Origin of the sequence: Pseudomonas sp. JBR1, assembly GCF_028198185.1 — a bacterium.
Taxonomy (GTDB): Bacteria; Pseudomonadota; Gammaproteobacteria; order Pseudomonadales; family Pseudomonadaceae; genus Chryseomonas; species Chryseomonas oryzihabitans_E.
The window spans coordinates 4,430,378-4,447,235 of record NZ_CP116340.1 but is presented as its reverse complement, the minus strand read 5'-3'; the positions used below and the strand labels follow the sequence as shown (position 1 = coordinate 4,447,235).

The 16,858-nt window shown below is 66.8% G+C and carries 16 protein-coding genes; 6 read left to right on the top strand and 10 right to left on the bottom strand.

The window, feature by feature from the left end; translation table 11 throughout:
* Nucleotides 1–6: 6 nt before the first annotated feature.
* From PJ259_RS20575 to PJ259_RS20565, 3 genes are read left to right on the top strand one after another with little or no spacing between them, the layout of a single operon-like run.
* Complete coding sequence (locus PJ259_RS20575) at nt 7–987, top strand: Bug family tripartite tricarboxylate transporter substrate binding protein (protein ID WP_208694169.1); 981 nt, start codon at nt 7–9, stop codon at nt 985–987.
* Nucleotides 988–1,032: 45 nt separating this feature from the next.
* Complete coding sequence (locus tag PJ259_RS20570) at nt 1,033–1,479, top strand: tripartite tricarboxylate transporter TctB family protein (protein ID WP_271654003.1); 447 nt, start codon at nt 1,033–1,035, stop codon at nt 1,477–1,479.
* 3 nt (nt 1,480–1,482) lie between these two features.
* Nucleotides 1,483–2,991 (top strand): tripartite tricarboxylate transporter permease, encoded by a 1,509-nt coding sequence (locus tag PJ259_RS20565; protein ID WP_208694167.1) that lies wholly within the window; start codon nt 1,483–1,485, stop codon nt 2,989–2,991.
* Nucleotides 2,992–3,041: 50 nt separating this feature from the next.
* Here the strand turns inward: PJ259_RS20565 and PJ259_RS20560 are convergent, their stop codons facing one another.
* The 7 genes from PJ259_RS20560 to ppc form a co-directional block, all read right to left on the bottom strand.
* On the bottom strand, nt 3,042–3,827 hold the full coding sequence (locus PJ259_RS20560; protein WP_271654002.1) for a class I SAM-dependent methyltransferase: 786 nt from the start codon (nt 3,825–3,827) through the stop codon (nt 3,042–3,044).
* 31 nt (nt 3,828–3,858) lie between these two features.
* Nucleotides 3,859–4,560 (bottom strand): extensin-like domain-containing protein, encoded by a 702-nt coding sequence (locus PJ259_RS20555; RefSeq protein ID WP_271654001.1) that lies wholly within the window; start codon nt 4,558–4,560, stop codon nt 3,859–3,861.
* Nucleotides 4,561–4,668: 108 nt separating this feature from the next.
* Nucleotides 4,669–5,526 (bottom strand): DUF72 domain-containing protein, encoded by an 858-nt coding sequence (locus PJ259_RS20550; protein ID WP_271654000.1) that lies wholly within the window; start codon nt 5,524–5,526, stop codon nt 4,669–4,671.
* On the bottom strand, nt 5,526–5,885 hold the full coding sequence (locus tag PJ259_RS20545) for a hypothetical protein (RefSeq protein ID WP_271653999.1): 360 nt from the start codon (nt 5,883–5,885) through the stop codon (nt 5,526–5,528). The genes PJ259_RS20550 and PJ259_RS20545 overlap by 1 nt, the downstream gene beginning before the upstream one ends.
* Nucleotides 5,886–6,023: 138 nt before the next feature.
* Nucleotides 6,024–6,707: a tRNA (adenosine(37)-N6)-threonylcarbamoyltransferase complex dimerization subunit type 1 TsaB gene (gene tsaB / locus PJ259_RS20540; RefSeq protein WP_271653998.1), complete on the bottom strand. Its 684-nt coding sequence runs from the start codon at nt 6,705–6,707 to the stop codon at nt 6,024–6,026.
* 137 nt (nt 6,708–6,844) lie between these two features.
* Nucleotides 6,845–7,492, bottom strand: coding sequence for an adenylate kinase (adk, locus tag PJ259_RS20535; RefSeq protein ID WP_059313731.1), 648 nt, complete (start codon nt 7,490–7,492; stop codon nt 6,845–6,847).
* 190 nt (nt 7,493–7,682) lie between these two features.
* Nucleotides 7,683–10,319 (bottom strand): phosphoenolpyruvate carboxylase, encoded by a 2,637-nt coding sequence (gene ppc, locus PJ259_RS20530; RefSeq protein ID WP_271653997.1) that lies wholly within the window; start codon nt 10,317–10,319, stop codon nt 7,683–7,685.
* A gap of 164 nt (nt 10,320–10,483) precedes the next feature.
* Here ppc and PJ259_RS20525 point away from each other — a divergent pair, with 164 nt between their 5' ends.
* The 3 genes from PJ259_RS20525 to PJ259_RS20515 all read left to right on the top strand — a co-directional run bounded on the left by PJ259_RS20525 (nt 10,484) and on the right by PJ259_RS20515 (nt 12,338).
* Nucleotides 10,484–10,819, top strand: a complete 336-nt coding sequence (locus PJ259_RS20525) for a hypothetical protein (RefSeq protein WP_059313729.1) — start codon at nt 10,484–10,486, stop codon at nt 10,817–10,819.
* 268 nt (nt 10,820–11,087) lie between these two features.
* Entirely contained in the window at nt 11,088–11,519 is a 432-nt protein-coding gene (locus PJ259_RS20520) for a DUF4398 domain-containing protein (RefSeq protein ID WP_007161972.1), read from the top strand.
* A 45-nt stretch (nt 11,520–11,564) separates the two neighbouring features.
* Nucleotides 11,565–12,338, top strand: coding sequence for an OmpA family protein (locus tag PJ259_RS20515; protein ID WP_059313728.1), 774 nt, complete (start codon nt 11,565–11,567; stop codon nt 12,336–12,338).
* A 59-nt stretch (nt 12,339–12,397) separates the two neighbouring features.
* On the opposite strand, the gene PJ259_RS20510 is transcribed toward PJ259_RS20515, so the two are convergent.
* The 3 genes from PJ259_RS20510 to PJ259_RS20500 form a co-directional block, all read right to left on the bottom strand.
* Complete coding sequence (locus PJ259_RS20510; RefSeq protein WP_271653996.1) at nt 12,398–13,873, bottom strand: helicase HerA-like domain-containing protein; 1,476 nt, start codon at nt 13,871–13,873, stop codon at nt 12,398–12,400.
* 53 nt (nt 13,874–13,926) lie between these two features.
* The gene (gene hldE, locus PJ259_RS20505; protein ID WP_271653995.1) at nt 13,927–15,354 is read right to left on the bottom strand and encodes a bifunctional D-glycero-beta-D-manno-heptose-7-phosphate kinase/D-glycero-beta-D-manno-heptose 1-phosphate adenylyltransferase HldE; all 1,428 of its coding nucleotides are present in this window, start codon (nt 15,352–15,354) and stop codon (nt 13,927–13,929) included.
* 91 nt (nt 15,355–15,445) lie between these two features.
* Nucleotides 15,446–16,858, bottom strand: coding sequence for a PIG-L deacetylase family protein (locus PJ259_RS20500; RefSeq protein WP_271653994.1), 1,413 nt, complete (start codon nt 16,856–16,858; stop codon nt 15,446–15,448).

The window sequence follows — 16,858 nt, the reverse complement described above, 5'->3', positions numbered from 1 at the left end:
ATGTCGATGAGCACCACGCTACGCAACCTCACCCTGACCCTCGCCGCCTCGCTGCTGCTGTCCTCCCAGGCGATGGCCGAACCCAAGCGTCCCGAATGTATCGCCCCGGCTTCCCCCGGCGGTGGCTTCGACCTGACCTGCAAACTGGCGCAGAGCGCGCTGGTGGAAAGCAAGTTGCTGGAAAAGCCCATGCGCGTGACCTACATGCCCGGCGGCGTGGGTGCGGTGGCCTACAACACCGTGGTGGCTCAGCGCCCGGCCGAAGGCGGCACCATCGTGGCCTTCTCCAGCGGTTCGCTGCTCAACCTGGCTCAGGGCAAGTTCGGTCGCTTCGATGAGAAGGCCGTGAAGTGGCTGGCTGCGGTCGGCACCAGCTATGGCGCCATCGCGGTCAAGGCCGACTCGCCCTACAAGACCCTGGGTGACCTGGTCGAGGCGCTGAAGAAAGACCCGAGCAAGGTGGTGATCGGCTCCGGTGGTACCGTCGGCAGCCAGGACTGGATGCAGACGGCGCTGATCGCCAAGGCGGCGGGCGTCAATCCCAAAGACCTGCGCTATGTAGCTCTGGAAGGCGGCGGCGAGATCGCCACCGCACTGCTGGGCGGTCACATCCAGGTCGGCAGCACTGACATCTCCGACTCCATGCCCCACGTCGAGAGCGGCAACATGCGTCTGCTCGCGGTCTTCGCCGAAGAGCGTCTGGACGAGCCGGCGATGAAAGACATCCCCACCGCCAAGGAGCAGGGTTTCGACATCGTCTGGCCGGTGGTGCGTGGCTACTACCTCGGCCCGAAGGTAAGCGACGAAGACTACAACTGGTGGAAGACCAGCTTCGACAAGCTGCTGGCCTCCGATGACTTCGCCAAACTGCGCGACCAGCGCGAACTCTTCCCCTTCGCCATGACCGGCCCCGAGCTGGATGCCTATGTGCAGAAGGAAGTCGCCCGCTATCGCGGCATGGCCAAAGAGTTCGGCCTCATCCAGTAACCCGGCGAAGGCGGCGCCCCCGGGCGTCGCCTGCGGAGTTTTCCTATGCTTCTCAGACGTCTTTTCCTGGTGGTCTGGCTGCTGGCGGCCCTGGCGATGATCTATGTCGGCTGGCAGTACCATGCACCCTTCTCCTACGAACCGGTCGGTCCGCGCGCCTTTCCCCTGCTGGTGCTGGGCATGCTCGTCCTCGGCCTGATCTACCTGATCATCAAGCCCGGTCATACCGAGGAAGAGCCCACCGACGGCCCCACCACAGTCAGGGTCGTGCTCTGCATCCTGGTACTGCTGGCGTTCGCGATGCTGTTCGAGCCGCTCGGTTTCATTCCCAGCGCGGCCATCGCCGGCATTGTCATGGCCCGTCTCTATGGTGGCCGCTGGCTGCCCAGCATCATCATCAATGGCCTGCTCGCCATAGTGCTGTACATCCTCTTCGACCGCTGGTTGGACGTGCCGCTGCCGCTCGGCATTCTCAACGGCCTGGAGTTCTGATCGATGGATACCCTACATTTCCTCGCGCAAGGATTTGGCATCGCGCTGACGCCGACCAATCTGATCATCGCGCTGGTCGGCACCCTGATCGGTACCGTGGTCGGCCTGCTGCCCGGTCTGGGCCCGATCAACGGCGTCGCCCTGCTCATTCCGGTAGCCTTCGCCCTGGGGCTGCCGCCGGAATCGGCGCTGATCCTGCTGGCTGCGGTCTACCTGGGTTGTGAGTACGGTGGCCGGATCTCCTCGATCCTGCTGAACATCCCCGGCGAAGCCTCGACCCTGATGACGACCCTCGACGGCTACCCCATGGCGCGCAAGGGCCTGGCCGGTGTCGCCCTGTCATTGTCGGCCTGGAGCTCCTTCATCGGCGCCTTTATCGCCACCTGCGGCATGGTGCTGTTCGCTCCGCTGCTGGCCAAATGGGCCATCGCTTTCGGTCCTGCCGAATACTTCGTGCTGATGGTGCTGGCCATCGTCGCCCTGGCCGGCATGGCCGGTGACAAGCCGATGAAGACCCTGGTCGCCGCCCTGCTCGGTCTGTTCCTGTCCACCATCGGCATCGACGCCAACAGCGGCGTCTATCGCTTCACCTTCGACAGCATCCATGTCGCCGACGGCATCCAGTTCGTGGTCCTGGTCCTGGGCCTGTTCTCGGTCAGCGAGGTGCTGTTGCTGCTGGAAAAGACCCACCAGGGTCAGGTCGCGGTCAAGGCCACCGGGCGCATGCTGTTCAATCTGAAAGAAGCGCGCCAGGTGTTTTTCATCAACCTGCGCTGTGGCTTGGGCGGCTTCATCATCGGCGTCCTGCCGGGTGCCGGTGCAACCCTGGCCAGCGCCCTGGCCTATATGACTGAAAAGCGTATCGCCGGCAGCTCGGGCGAATTCGGCAAGGGCGACATCCGTGGCCTGGCCGCACCGGAAACCGCCATCGGCGCCTCCTGCTGCGGCGCCATGGTGCCCATGCTGACCCTGGGCGTACCGGGCTCCGGTACCACCGCGGTGATGATCGGCGCCCTGACGCTGTACAACATCACTCCCGGCCCGCTGCTGTTCGAAACCCAGCCGGACCTGGTGTGGAGCCTGATCGCCTCGCTGTTCATCGCCAACGTGATGCTGCTGGTGCTGAACGTGCCGATGATCAAGGTCTTCACCCAGATCCTCAACGTGCCGAACTGGTCGCTGGCCCCCGCCATCGCCATCATCACGGCGATCGGTACCTACGCCGTTCACGCCACCACCTTCGATCTGATCCTGATGGTCGCGGTCGGTATCCTCGGCTACATCCTGCGCAAGCTGGACTTCCCGCTGTCGCCCCTGCTGCTGGGCTTCATCCTGGGTGGTCTGATGGAGCAGAACCTGCGCCGCGCGCTGTCGATCTCCAACGGCAGCCTGGACATCCTCTTCCATAGTGGTATCACCCAGGGCATCTGGGCAGTAGTGGTCATCATGCTGCTGCTACCGGTACTGCGCATCTGGCGTCGCCGGCGCCAGCTCAAGGCAGCGGCGGTCTAAGCCTCAGCCCTGTCACCCGCGGCCGGATCCCTGATCCGGCCGCGGCGTTTCTAGTCGGCGGCTTTCAGCGACTTCTTCGGATAGATGTCATAGCGGCTGGACTTGCCCTCCAGCACATAGCCCGGTTTCACCCCTTCGATGACCGGTGCCTTGCGCGGGCGCTTGACCACCACTCGGTGGCTGGCGCGGGCCAGGGCCGCGGCGAGCAACGCCGGGGCGTCCAGGTCGTCGCCCACCAACGGGCGGAACAGGCGCATTTCCTTCTTCACCAGGGCGCTCTTGTCGCGATGGGGGAACATGGGATCCAGATAGATCACCTCGGGCGTCTCGCCCTCCCCGCCCTGCAGGTAGGTGGTGGAATCGGCCTGCACCAGGGTCATCAGGGCAACGATGCCGGCCGCCTCGGGGTCCCGCGCCGCGCGGGCCAGGCCGTCTTCGAGCAGGGCGGCGATGAGCGGCTGCCGCTCCACCAAGGTCACCGGACAGCCCAGCGTCGCCAGCACGAAGGCGTCGCGCCCCAGGCCGGCCGTGGCATCGAGGATCCGCGGGCGGACGCCCGGCCCGACCCCGACCGCCTTGGCGATCATCTGGCCGGCACCGCCGCCGAACTTGCGCCTATGGGCCGCTGCACCCTCGACGAAGTCCACCCGCACCGGACCTGGCGCATCCGGGCCGCGCTGGACCAGTTGCAGCCCCTGGGCGCCGAACTGCAAGGCGAAGTCCTCGCTCGTGGCGGTGCCCAGGGGCAAGCCCAGGCGCGCGGCCCAGGCAGCGGCAGCCTCCGTGTAAGCGGGTTCCAAGGCTTCGACGATAAGCGCGGGGCTGGCGGTGGACATGGGCGACTCGATGGCGGGAAGACCGGTCATTCTACCGGCAGACGCGGAAGCCACTCATGTCGACATGGAAATGATCGCGGTGCGCCGCGTTGTAGTCAGGTCCCAGGGTGGTGTTGAAGGCGCGGCAGGCGCCATCGCGTACCAGGCGCAGGAAGCGCTGCGCCTTGGGATCGCCCTTCCAGTCCCGCACCACGCTGATCCGCCGGCCATCGGCCAGGCGCAGGCCGGCGATATCCAGGGCGTTGGCCGTGGCGTGCTGACTGCGCCTCCCGCTGGCCCGGCCATAGATGTTGCGGCAGGCGAAGCTGCCATAGTGCTCCACCTCGGCCACCCGCTGGCCATAGACGGCTTCGGCGGCGGGTTGTAGCGCCTGCCGCTCGAAAAGCGCGAAGCTGACCGCCAGGGGGCAGCTGGCAAGGAAGCTGCCGCTGAGTCTTACGCCTTCGCCGCGCTGGACACGCACCGCCCGCTCCAGGGGACAGTCAGCCGAACCGGGATTACCGCGCAGCTCGCGATAGCTGAGCGCCGAGGTCGCCAGGGACGCGGCGCAATAGTCGGCATCGGCCTGCAGGCGCCATAGCTTGATCCGGGTGACGGGGTTGGTGGATGCCTGGATGTCCAGTGGCGCCCAGGGATTGTAGGCCGGCGGAATACGCAGCCAGCCCTGGTCGAAGGCGGTGTGTAGACCGCCATAGAGCAGGATGACGAGACCGAGCAGGTGTCTGGCTTTCATGCGGCGCGCCGGAAAAGGTTCGCGAAGAGCGAGACCTCATCAGACCGGAGCGGCGCGCGGGAATGCCGGAGAAAACGTCGCCAAACGTATCGCGTAAGGCAGCGCCGGCTAGAGCAGACCGAGTTGCTCGGTGTCGGCGGTGCTCAAGGCGGGCAACTCCGGCAGGCCGGGCAATCGTTCGCGCAGTTGGGCATGGAATCTCAGCGCCAGCTCGGGCGCCTGGCGATTATCCGGGGTATGGAGAAAGACATAGGGCGCCTTGCCCGCCTCGATCCAGTCCGCTACCCGGGTGATCCACTTGGCCAGGTAGTAGTCGTTGGCGGCCAGCTCCAGGCGGCCGATGAAGCGCACCTGGGGCTGCTCGCTGAACGCCAGGGCGCGCGCCGGTACTCGCGGCTTCTTGGCCTGGGCCAGGCGTACCGCCGGCTCACTCGGGTCGGCGCTGAACAGGGCGGCGGAATCCAGTCCAACGCGCTCCACGCCCAGCTCCATGAGCAGCCGGTTGAGGGCACGCTCGGTTTCGCCCTTGTCGAAGAAGGCCAGGTGTCGGACTTCGACGGCCAGGGCGCAGCGTGGGGCCATGGCCGAGAGAAAGACCCTCAGTTCATTGAGCCGGTCCGGACCGAAACCGGCCGGCAATTGCAGCCACAGCGGGCTGGCCCGCTCGCCCAGCGGCGCCAACAGGTCGAGAAAGGTGCGGGCGCTGGAAAGCTGTACCCGCAGATCCTCGGCATGGCTGATGTCCCGGGGAAACTTGGCGCAGAAGCGAAAGCCGCTGGGCATCAGCTCGGCCCAGCGGCGGATGGTGTCCGCCGAGGGCCAGGCATAGAAGGTGGTATTGCCTTCCACGGCATTGAACACCTGGGCATAGCGCGGCAGGAAGTCACCTGGACGCAGGCCATGGTAGAGGCTTTCGCGCCAGGCGTTATCGTTCCAGGAAGGACAGCCGAGAAAGTACGGCAGCATCAGGCGTAGAGATCGAGGCCCACGACGCTGGAAGAGCCATCGGGCTCTGCGCCAAAGGCAGCGGTGCTGCCATAGCTGGCCAGGGCCTGCTGGGCGCGACCGGTGAGCTGGCTGGCGAAACGGCCTTCCCGTTCACTGAGCACCAGACCATTGGTATCGCCACGGCCGGTATCGGTGGCAGCAGCCGCCTCGACCCGGCGCACAGGTGCGACATTGGGTTGGGGATTGCCCGCCGCCTCCTTGGCGATGGCATTCTGCCGGGCGTCCTCGTCCCGCGCCACTTCACGTACGGGTGTAACCGCGCGCGAAGAACGATTCAGGGGGTAGGCGGAGGAGGAATAGCCGCTGTCGATGCGCATGGCAGGTCCCGAACGGATGACGCTACTCTAAGTAGGGTCGAAAACTATGACAATCAAGAGCCAGACGTCCGTCACGATGGGCGGACGAGCGGTGTTCAGATCTTAGACGTCTGACCATTACCCCCTGGTTCCTTGCCATCAGACCGACTGTTTAGGAGTGGCGACCCGGTCACGCAGATAGACGGGTTGCGCGGCCTCGGACTCCGCCGACACGGCTTCGCCGCGTTGCCAGCCAGCGGCGGCCAGCACCGCCAAATCCCATGCATGGGGCAGCAGGGTGGCATCCCTCTCGCCGAGCGGCACGGCCATGCGACCCTCGTAGCCCCAACCGGTCCCGGCGCCGAACCAGTCGCCCGTGGCGTCTTCGGGCAGGGCGATGGCTTCGGGCGCCAGCACGGCTTCCGCGCCTGCCAGGACCATGGCCTCGCCTTCCAGGCGGTAGCAACCCCAGTAGACCTCGTCCATGCGCGCATCGATGGCCGCGGCCACCTGGGTCACGCCCCGCTCGCGCCAGGCGCGCTGGGCGATGATCGCTAGATTCGACACCGGCAGCACCGGCCGGTCCAGCCCGAAGGCGAGGCCCTGCACCACGCCGATGGCGATCCGCACCCCGGTGAAAGCGCCAGGACCACGACCGAAGGCGATGGCATCCACCTGCGACAGACTCATGCCGGTCTCGGCCAGCACCTCCTGCACCATGGGCAGTACCCGTTGGGCATGCAGACGTGGCGCGATCTCGTAGCGATGGATGATCTCGTCGCCCAGATGCAAGGCGACCGAACAGGCTTCGGTGGCGGTGTCGAGGGCGAGCAGGATGGACATGGGGGCGAATCCGCAACGATTAGGAGGGCTGCGCATTCTAGAGGAAGACGGGACCCAAGGGGACCCGCCCATCGCTCACGACACCAGGCCGGCGTCTTGAGCGGACCACCTGCGGGCGCAGGCGGTCGGAGTCGGGATCAGTTCAGGGCTTGCAGCACCTTGGCCGTGATGGCATCCACCGAACCCACGCCTTCGATGCGGCTGCATTTGGGCGTGCCCTGGGCAGCGCCCAGCTTCTGGTAGAACGCTACCAGCGGCTTGGTCTGGGAATGATAGAGCTCCAGGCGCTTGCGAATGGTGGCTTCGCGATCATCTTCACGCTGTACCAGCGGCTCACCGGTCACATCGTCGGTGTCGGCGATCTTCGGCGGATTGTGCTGGACGTGATAGACGCGGCCCGAACCCGGGTGCACGCGGCGACCGGACAGCCGCTGGACGATTTCCTCGTCATCGACGGCGATCTCCAGCACGTGGTCGATCTTGACGCCTGCGGCTTCGAGCGCCTCGGCCTGGGGAATGGTGCGCGGGAAGCCATCGAACAGGAAGCCCTGGGCGCAATCGGCTTCCAGGATGCGTTCGCTGATCAGGGCGATGATGATCTCGTCGGAGACCAGGCCGCCGTTGTCCATGATGTCCTTGACCTGCAGCCCCAGGGGCGTGCCGGCCTTGACCGCGGCACGCAGCATGTCGCCGGTGGAAACCTGCGGAATGCCGAATTTCTCAGTGATGAACCGGGCCTGAGTACCTTTGCCGGCACCGGGCGCTCCCAGCAGGATTACGCGCATCTGTTGCTCCTTAGAATGGTCTCGGACTGGCAGCCCGCGCAGGGCGCTGTCGCGATGATTGTTGTCGACGACACGAGACGGCCAAAGGGACCAACCATACACAGCGCCCCCTGGCCGCACAAGTTACCAAGCGTCGCAGGTACCGGGCCCGTCCAGACGACCCCGGGCACCGGCAAAAGCGACAGTCTGTTCAACCGGTATTACGCAGTCCCGCGGCGATACCGGCCACGCTCACCAGCAGGGCCTGATCGAGCGCCGCCGGCTGGCTTTCGCCCGCCGCCCGCGCCCGGGCCAGCAACTCGATCTGCAGCAGGTGCAGCGGGTCGAGATAGGTGTTGCGCACGGCGATGAACACCAGGGTTTCCGGATGGTGTTCGAGCAACTCCCCCTGCCCGGTCAGCCGCAATACCGCTACGCCCGCCTGGCGCAGCCGCTCGCGCAGCTGGCTGCCAAGCACCTGCAGGTCCGCCTCGACCAGGCGCTCGTCATACAGCCGTGCCAGTTCGGCCTCGGCCTTGGCCAGCACCATCTCCAGCATGTCGATGCGGGTCTGGAAGAACGGCCAGCGCTCACGCATCTCGCGCAGCAGTGGCGACTCGCCCCGCCGCTCGGCCTCTTCCAGCGCAGCTTCCCAGCCGAGCCAGGCGGGCAGCATCAAGCGGGTCTGGGTCCAGGCGAAGATCCAGGGGATGGCCCTGAGGCTTTCCACGCCTCCCTCGCGGCGCTTGGCCGGCCGACTGCCCAGCGGCAGGCGGCCCAGCTCCTGTTCCGGCGTGGCCTGGCGGAAATAGGTGACGAAGTGCGGATCCTCGCGCACCACGCCGCGATAGGACTGCAAGCTGTCGCGGGCCAGGCGATCCATCTGCTCGCGCCAGGCCGGCTCCGGGGCTGGGGGCGGCAACAGCGTGGCCTCCAGCACGGCGCCCAGATAGAGCGCCAGATTCTGCTCGGCGATGGCCGGCTGGCCGAACTTGAAGCGGATCATCTCGCCCTGTTCGGTGGTGCGGAACCGCCCGGCAACCGAGCCCGGCGGCTGCGACAGGATGGCCGCATGGGCCGGACCGCCGCCCCGCCCCACGGTGCCGCCCCGACCATGGAACAGCAGCAGTTCCACCTCGCGGCTGGCGCAGATCTCCACCAGTGCCTCCTGGGCGCGGTACTGGGCCCAGGCGGCCGTCAGAGTGCCGGCGTCCTTGGCCGAATCCGAATAGCCGATCATGACCTCCTGGGGTCCGGCCAGGCGCTCGCGATAGTCGGGCAGGTCCAGCAGGCTGGCGATGGCGGTGCCGGCGTGATCAAGGTCGTCGAGGGTCTCGAACAGGGGTACCACGCGCATCGGCTGGCGCACCCCGCATTCGCGCAGCAGCAGCTGCACGGCAAGCACGTCGGAGGCCGCGCCGGCCATGGAGATGACATAGGAGCCCAGGGCATCGGGCGGCGAGGCGGCAATGACGCGACAGGTGGCGAGCACCTCCTGGGTATCGGCGTCGAGCTCGGCGTCCTGGGGCAACAGCGGCCGCCGGCCACTCAGCTCCCCACGCAGGAAGTCCAGGCGCTGCTCCTCGCTCCAGGCGGCGTAGTCGCCCAGCTTCAGGTAGCGGCAGATGTCGGCCATGGCCGCGGCATGCCGCGCGGCGTCCTGCCGAATGTCCAGCCGGACCAGATAGAGCCCGAAGGTGCGCGCCCGGCGCAGGGTGTCGAGCAGGGAGCCGTCGGCGATGACGCCAAGACCGCAGCGCTGCAGGGAGTCGTAGCACAGCTGCAGCGGGGCGATCAGCTCGGCGTTGTCGCTGAGGATGTGACGGGCGCCGGCATGGGGGTCGGTGATCGCATGGGCGGCCCAGCTGCGGGTGATCTGCAGGCGTTCGCGCAGCACCTTGAGCACCTTGCGATAGGGCTCGGGGTGATCACCGGCCTGTTCGCGCAGGGCCGGACTCGCCGCCTGCATGGACAGCTCGGCGGCCAGCCGGTCGACATCGCGCAGATAGAGATCCGCGGCCATCCAGCGCGCCAGTAGCAGTACCTCGCGAGTGATGGCGGCGGTGACGTTGGGATTGCCGTCGCGGTCGCCGCCCATCCATGACGAGAAGCGCACCGGGGCGGCCGTCAGCGGCAGTCGTTGGCCGGTGCGTTCCTCCAGGCAGACATCCAGATTGCGCAGCAGATTGGGCACCGCCTGCCAGAGCGAATTTTCGATCACCGCGAAGCCCCACTTGGCTTCGTCCACCGGCGTCGGGCGCTGGCGACGGATCTCTTCGGTGTGCCAGGCCTCGGCGATCAGCCGGCGCAGCCGCGCCTCGATGGCGGCCACTTCGGCAGCGCTCAGGTCGCGATGATCGAGGGCGGCCAGCTGAGCGCTGATCTCGTCGTATTTCTGGATCAGGGTGCGCCGGGAGACCTCGGTGGGGTGGGCAGTCAGCACCAGGTCGATGTCCAGCGCCGCCACGCGCTCGGCCAGCTCCTGGCCGGAATGACCGGCCGCGCTCAGCCGCTCCAGCAACTCGGGCAGTACCTGCTGCTCGAAGGGTGGCGGCTCGTCCTCGGTGCGCCGTCTGACCTTGTGGTATTCCTCGGCAATGTTGGCAAGGTTGAGAAAGTGGCTGAAGGCCCGCGCCACGGGCAGCAGTTCGTCTTCGGCCAGGGTATCCAGGGTATCGCCCAATTGACGGGCGCCTTCCGCGGACCCGCCACGGGCGGCCTTGGCGCCCTTGCGAATCCGCTCGATCTTGTCGAGAAAGGCTGCGCCATGCTGGTCGGCGATGGTCTGCCCCAGGAGCTCACCCAGCAACCGCACCTGCTCGCGCAGGCGAACGTCGATTTCCACCATCTCGTGCTCCTTGAAAGTACCGGTTCGGACCTCACGGCAACCGCTGCGGTCTAGCGCAGAGGACAGCACCCTACTGCCACGGTTGCAAGCCCCGGTTTTTTGCAGGGTGCCCAGCCGTGATCGGGCTGACCATCCGACCTTTGCCTAACCTTTCCGGAGATACCATGAAGATTCGCGAACTCGCTCACCAATGGGAGCAGCAGACCCCCGCATCCGGCGCGACCCGCAGCTACCGTCTCGACCTGGAGCTGGAGACCGCTGCCCGTCTCGAAGCCCTGTGCGAGCTCTACCCCCAGCGCACCCCCGAAGCGCTGCTCAGCGAATTGCTGGCGGCGGCGTTCGAGGAACTCGAAGCCAGCTTTCCCTACGTCAAGGGGGACGAGGTGGTCGCCACGGACGAACTGGGCGACCCCTTGTACGCGGACGCCGGGACGACGCCGCGCTTCCTCGAGTTGGCGCGCAAGCACCTGCATCAGCTGCAGACGAAAGACGGCGTCTAGACGCCGACCTGCACCTTTACCTACGGCGCTACCGCTCTGCCAAGCACTTCGGCGTCGGGCGAAATTCGATAGCCAGTGAACATTCTTGGCGGATGAGCGGTCACAGGATCAGACCGCAGCGCTGGACGAGGGCTGGTTACCAGCGCCCACTACGGCCCCCAAAAAGGACCGGGCAGGGCTTTCTTCCACTTGCGGCTTTTACTGACAAGGCGCCCGCCCTGCCCGTGCCGGCGGCGTGCTTTTAGGATCAACAACGGAGCTTGAATCCATGAAGAGTGCCACTGCCCAAAAGTCCCTGTCCAAAGCCTGCACCCTGAAACTGGCAGCCCTCGCGCTGGGCAGCTCGCTGTTGCTGGCCGGTTGCGCCGGCAATCCGCCGACCGCCCAGATGGCCGTGACCCAGTCCGCCGTCAACGAGGCCGTCAGCTCCGGTGGCAACCAGTTCGCGCCCATTGAGACCAAGTCCGCCCAGGACAAGTGGACGCAGGCCCAGACCGCGCTCTCCAACGAGAAGTACGACGAAGCCAAGCAACTGGCCGAACAGGCCGAGTGGGATGCCCGTCTGGCCACCCGCAAGACCCAGGCCGCCAAGGCCGACGCCGCACTCAAGGATGCCCAGAACAGCATCCAGCAGATCCGTGAGGAAGGTCAGATCAACCTGCAGCTCCAGCAGAACCTGCAGAAGAAGGTCCAGCAGTAAGCGACCGCCCCTTTCCTCCCTTCACGAATTCAAAGGACGACCATCATGCGTAAACACATTCTGATCCCTGCCGTGTCGCTGCTCAGCCTGGCCCTGGCCGCGTGCTCCACGCCGCCCAACCCCAACCTGGAACAGGCCAAGTCCGACTATTCCGCGCTGGAGTCCCAGCCCCAGGCCGCCCAGCTGGCCGCCCTGGAAACCAAGGACGCCGGTACCTGGCTGCAGAAGGCCGAGAAGGCTTACAAGGACGGTGAAAACGAGAAGACCGTCGACCAGCTGGCTTACCTGACCAATCAGCGCATCCAGACGGCCATGCAGACCATCAAGCTGCGCATGACCGAAGCCCAGATGCAGAGCGTCGACGCCGAGCGCACCCAGGCCCGGCTGGATGCCCGTACCGCCCAGCTCAAGCAGCTGCAAGATGCCCTGCAGGCCAAGCAGACCGAGCGCGGCACCGTGGTGACCTTCGGCAATGTGCTGTTCGACTTCAACAAGGCCGAACTCAAGCCCCAGGGCTATGCCAATGCCCAGAAGCTGGCCGAGTACCTGAAGCAGAATCCCGAGCGCAAGGTGATCGTCGAAGGTTACACCGACAGCGTCGGCAGCGACTCCTACAACCAGCAACTGTCCGAGCGTCGCGCCCAGGCCATCCAGACCGCGTTGATCAGCGCCGGTGTCGAGCCGAGCCGCATCCAGACCCGCGGCTATGGCAAGGCCTTCCCGGTGGCCAGCAACAGCAACGCCTCCGACCGCGCGCTGAATCGCCGCGTGGAAGTGACCATCTCCAATGATGCCAACCCAGTCGCCCCGCGCATGTAATCTCTGCGTAGGACGACAAGACCCCGCCTAGGCGGGGTCTTTTTTGTCCGCAGCTCCTGCTAGCGGCGCTTGCCACCCAGCAGTGAGCCGAGCAGACCGCGTACCAGCTGGCGACCCAGCTGATTGGCCGCCTGCCGGGCCGCGCTCCTGATCGCCTGGCCAGCCAGTTCGCCTACCAGATCGCCCAGCGCACCGCCCTGCCCTTTTGGCGCCGTCTCGACCACAGGCGCCTCCGCGGGCAGGCGCTCGGCCTGACGGTCACGCAGGATCTCGTAGGCCGACTGGCGGTCCACCGGCCGGTCGTAGCGCCCCGCCTGGGGCGACTGACGAATCAGTGCCTGGCGCTCGGCTTCGCCCAGCGGACCGACCCGTGACTGTGGTGGCGCGATGGCCACCCGCTGGACCACCGCGGGAGTGCCCTTATCTTCCAGGCTGCCCACCAGGGCCTCGCCGATGCCAAGTTCGGTCAGCACCTGCAGGCTATCGAAGGCCGGGTTGGGCCGGAAGCCGTCTGCCACCGCACGCAGGGCCTTCTGCTCCCGGGCGGTGAAGGCGCGCAGGCCATGCTGGATGCGCAGCCCCAGCTGGGCCAGGATGGCGTCCGGCAGATCGGCAGGCGACTGAGTGACGAAATAGACGCCGACGCCCTTGGAACGGATCAGCCGCACCACCTGCTCCAGGCGCTCGCGCAAGGCCTTGGGCGTATCGCCAAACAGCAGGTGCGCTTCGTCGAAGAACAGCGCCAGTACCGGCTTTTCGGCATCGCCGCGCTCAGGCAGCTGCTCGAAGAGCTCGGCCAGCAGCCAGATCAGAAAGGTGGCATAGACCTTGGGTGCCTCGTGCACCAGCCGGGTGGCGTCGAGCAAGTGGATACGCCCACGGCCATCGGCCTCGGGGCGCAGTACGTCTTCCAGTTGCAGCGCCGGTTCGCCGAAGAAGGCCTCGGCGCCCTGCTGCTCCAGGATCGCCAGGCGCCGCAACAACGCCTGAGCCGAAGCGTTGGTGAACAAGGCGCGGTCTTCGCCAAGGATTTCGGGCTGTTCGCGCAAGTGATTGAGGACTGCCTTGAGATCCTTGAGGTCGAGCAGCAGCAGGCCTTCACGATCGGCCACCTTGAAGGCGGCGTGCAAGGCGGCCTGCTGGCTGTCGGTCAATTCCAGCAGATTGCCCAGCAGCAGCGGTCCCATCTCGCTCAGGGTAGTGCGCAGCGGATGGCCGCGCAGGCCATCGATGTCCCAGAGCGTGACCGGATAGGCCTGGGACTGATGCGGTAGCCCCTGGACAGCGATGCGCTCGGCCAGCTTGCCCTGGGGCGTGCCGGCTGCACCCAGGCCGCAGAGATCGCCCTTGATGTCGGCGGCTAACACGGCGACGCCCGCCTCGCTGAAGGCTTCGGCGAGGCGCTGCAGGGTCACGGTTTTGCCGGTACCCGTGGCCCCGGCGATGAGGCCATGGCGGTTGGCCAGCTTGAGAGGATGACCGAGGGGTTGACCATCGGACCGGGTACCAAGGATCAGCTGAGGCGTCGAGGGCATGGCGCAGCTCCGTAACGGTTCTGCGCCCAGCTTAACCCGAGTGCCGGCAGTGGTCAGGTGCGGTTGCGGATGCGCTCGACGATGGCGGTGGTGGAACTGTTCTCCACCAGACCGAGGATGCGCACCTCACCGCCGTAGCCCTGCACGATCTGGGCACCGACCACCTCTTCCACGCTCTTGTAGTCGCCGCCCTTAACCAGGACATCCGGCCGTACCTGTTCGAGCAGGCGCTCCGGGGTGTTCTCGCTGAAGGGAATGACCCAATCCACCGCGCCCAGACCGGCCAGCACGGCCATGCGCCGGTCGACGCTGTTGATCGGCCGCCCTGGCCCCTTGAGGCGGGTGACCGAGGCGTCGTCGTTGACCGCCACGATCAGACGATCACCCTGGGCGCGCGCCTGTTCCAGATAGGTCACGTGACCGGCATGAAGGATGTCGAAGCAGCCGTTGGTGAAGACGATGTTCTCGCCGTGGGCGCGGGCATCCTCGATGGCCAGCTGCAGCTGCTCCAGGGTCAGGACACCGCGCTCGGAGCCTTCCGAGCGCTGCACCGCGCGCCGCAGTTCGGGGGCGCTGATGGCAGCGGTACCCAACTTGCCGACCACGATGCCGGCGGCCAGGTTGGCCAGGGCCACGGCCTGGGGCAGCTCCTCGCCGGCCGCCAGGGCGGCGGCCAGGGTGGAGATCACGGTATCGCCAGCGCCGGTGACATCGAACACTTCGCGAGCGCGGGCCGGCAGGTGCAGTGCCGCCTGGCCAGGACGCAGCAGGGTCATGCCATGCTCGCCACGGGTCACCAGCAAGGCGCCCAGATCCAGGCGCGCCATTAGCTCATTACCCTTGGCGACCAGCTCGGCGTCATCGGCGCAGACGCCGACGATGGCCTCGAATTCGGACAGATTCGGCGTGATCAGGCTGGCGCCGCGATAGATGGAAAAGTCCTTGCCCTTGGGATCGGCCAGCACCGGGATATTGCGCGCCCTGGCCAGCTGGATCAGCGCCTGATGGTTTTTCAGCGCGCCCTTGCCATAGTCGGACAGCACCAGCACCTTGACCCCGGCCAGCATGGCGGCGGTGTCCGAGGCCAACGCCTGGGCATCGGTGTCGAAGGGCTCTTCGAAATCGACCCGGATCAGCTGCTGATGGCGACTCATGATGCGCAGCTTGACGATGGTCGGCTGCTGGGCGATGCGCTGGAAACGCACCTGTACATGGGCGGCTCTCAGGCTGTCGGTGAGGGCGTCGGCGGCCTCGTCCTGGCCGGTGACGCCAACCAGATAGGCTGGCGCGCCCAGGGCAGCGATATTGAGGGCGACGTTGGCCGCGCCACCGGGACGATCCTCGTGCTGGTCGACGCGCACCACGGGTACCGGCGCCTCGGGAGAGATCCGCGAGGTGGTGCCGTGCCAGTAGCGGTCGAGCATCACGTCACCGACCACCAGGACCGGCGCGAGATCGAAGCGAGGCATGGTCAGCTTCATAGGGACAGGCTCCAAAGCGCGAAAATGGCGGCGATCATAGCATAGGGGCCAAGGCGCCCCGGAAGCGCCTGCCAGTGGGGACGCCGGGCGCTCAGGGCGTGCGGCGGCTGATCCAGAACAGCTCGTGACGGCGCACGGCCTTGCGGAAGAACTCGTCTTCGCCGGTGCGCGGCCAGCGGCGCCCGGCCAGCAGCCACTGGATGGCGCGGCGCAGCCGTTTCTTGGCCGGCAGCGGCACCAGCAGGTCGTGCTGCATGCCCAGGGCCATGGCCTTGTCCAGCCGCCGTTCGGGCGTCAGCAATGGACTCCAGGGTACCAGCGGCGTGGGCGTTTCGATGGCCGGCGGCAGGGCAATGCCGCCCTCGGCCGGGCCCATGGGCCAACGATCGTTGTCGTGCAGGTGGTTGGCGTAGAGCAGTTCGAACTCGGGCTGCCAGTCGCTCGCGCTCATGGCTTCGCGCAGGGCCTGGGTGCTGGCCACGTGATCGGCATGGGGATCGATCTCCGGATGCGGCAGCACCACCACCTCGGGGCGGAAGTGCTCCAGCAGGGCCACCAGATCCGCCACCAGATTGGGCCAGGTCGGGGCGCCATCGGCATCCCCAGGCAGTGTCAGGGCGTTATGGCCACGAGCGCTGCGAACATCGCTGTCACCGGACTCGCGGGAGCCGAAGGCGGCATCCGGCGCCTGACGCATGGCCGGCAGTTGCAGACAATAGTAGCCCAGCTGGACGCAACGCTCCGGCGGCACGCCGCCCCACAGTGGGGTGGCCAGGCTGTCCCAGGTACGCAGCCGGCCCTTAAGTCGGGCGGCTGCGTGACGGTCGAGGCCCAGGCGCTGGTAGTGCTCGGCCTCGATCTCGCCCTGGGTCAGGGTGACGATGCTGGCTTCCCGTGCCTGGCTGTAGAGCCCGAACGCGGCCAGCTCGGCGTCGTCTGCGTGGGGCGCGATGACCATCACCCGCTTGGCGCTGAAATCCGGTTGGGCGAAGACGTGCAGACGCAGCTCGCCTTGCAGGCGACAGAAGCGGGTCCAGAGGTGCAGCTCGCCACGGCGCAGGGCCTCGGCGTAACCGCTGAGATTGACATAGCGACGTCCGGCCACGCCGCGCTCGAAGTCCTGACGGTCGCTATCGTCGCCCGCCCGCAGCCGCACCTGGGGATCCAGCAGTCGGCCGAGCCAGCCGGCACGCAAGCGGCATTCCATGAACAGCGTCAGCTCGCCCGGCGGCAACTCCACTGCCGCCAGCCGGCCCTGTTGCAGATGCAGGCCCAGCACCAGGGTATCGGCGGGGAACTGGTAGCTGTAGTTGTCGCGCGGCGAATAGAAGAGGTGATCGGCGAACCAGGCCTCGTGGCCGAGCCAGACCAGCAGCGCCAGCAGCGGCGCGCTCCACCAGGGTCCCAGCAGCAGACAGCCGAGCAGCACCCCGACGATGACCAGCAGGGCCAGCCGCTTGTGCCGGCGATGACGTTTGAGCAAGGCTTGTTTGCGGGCGCTCAT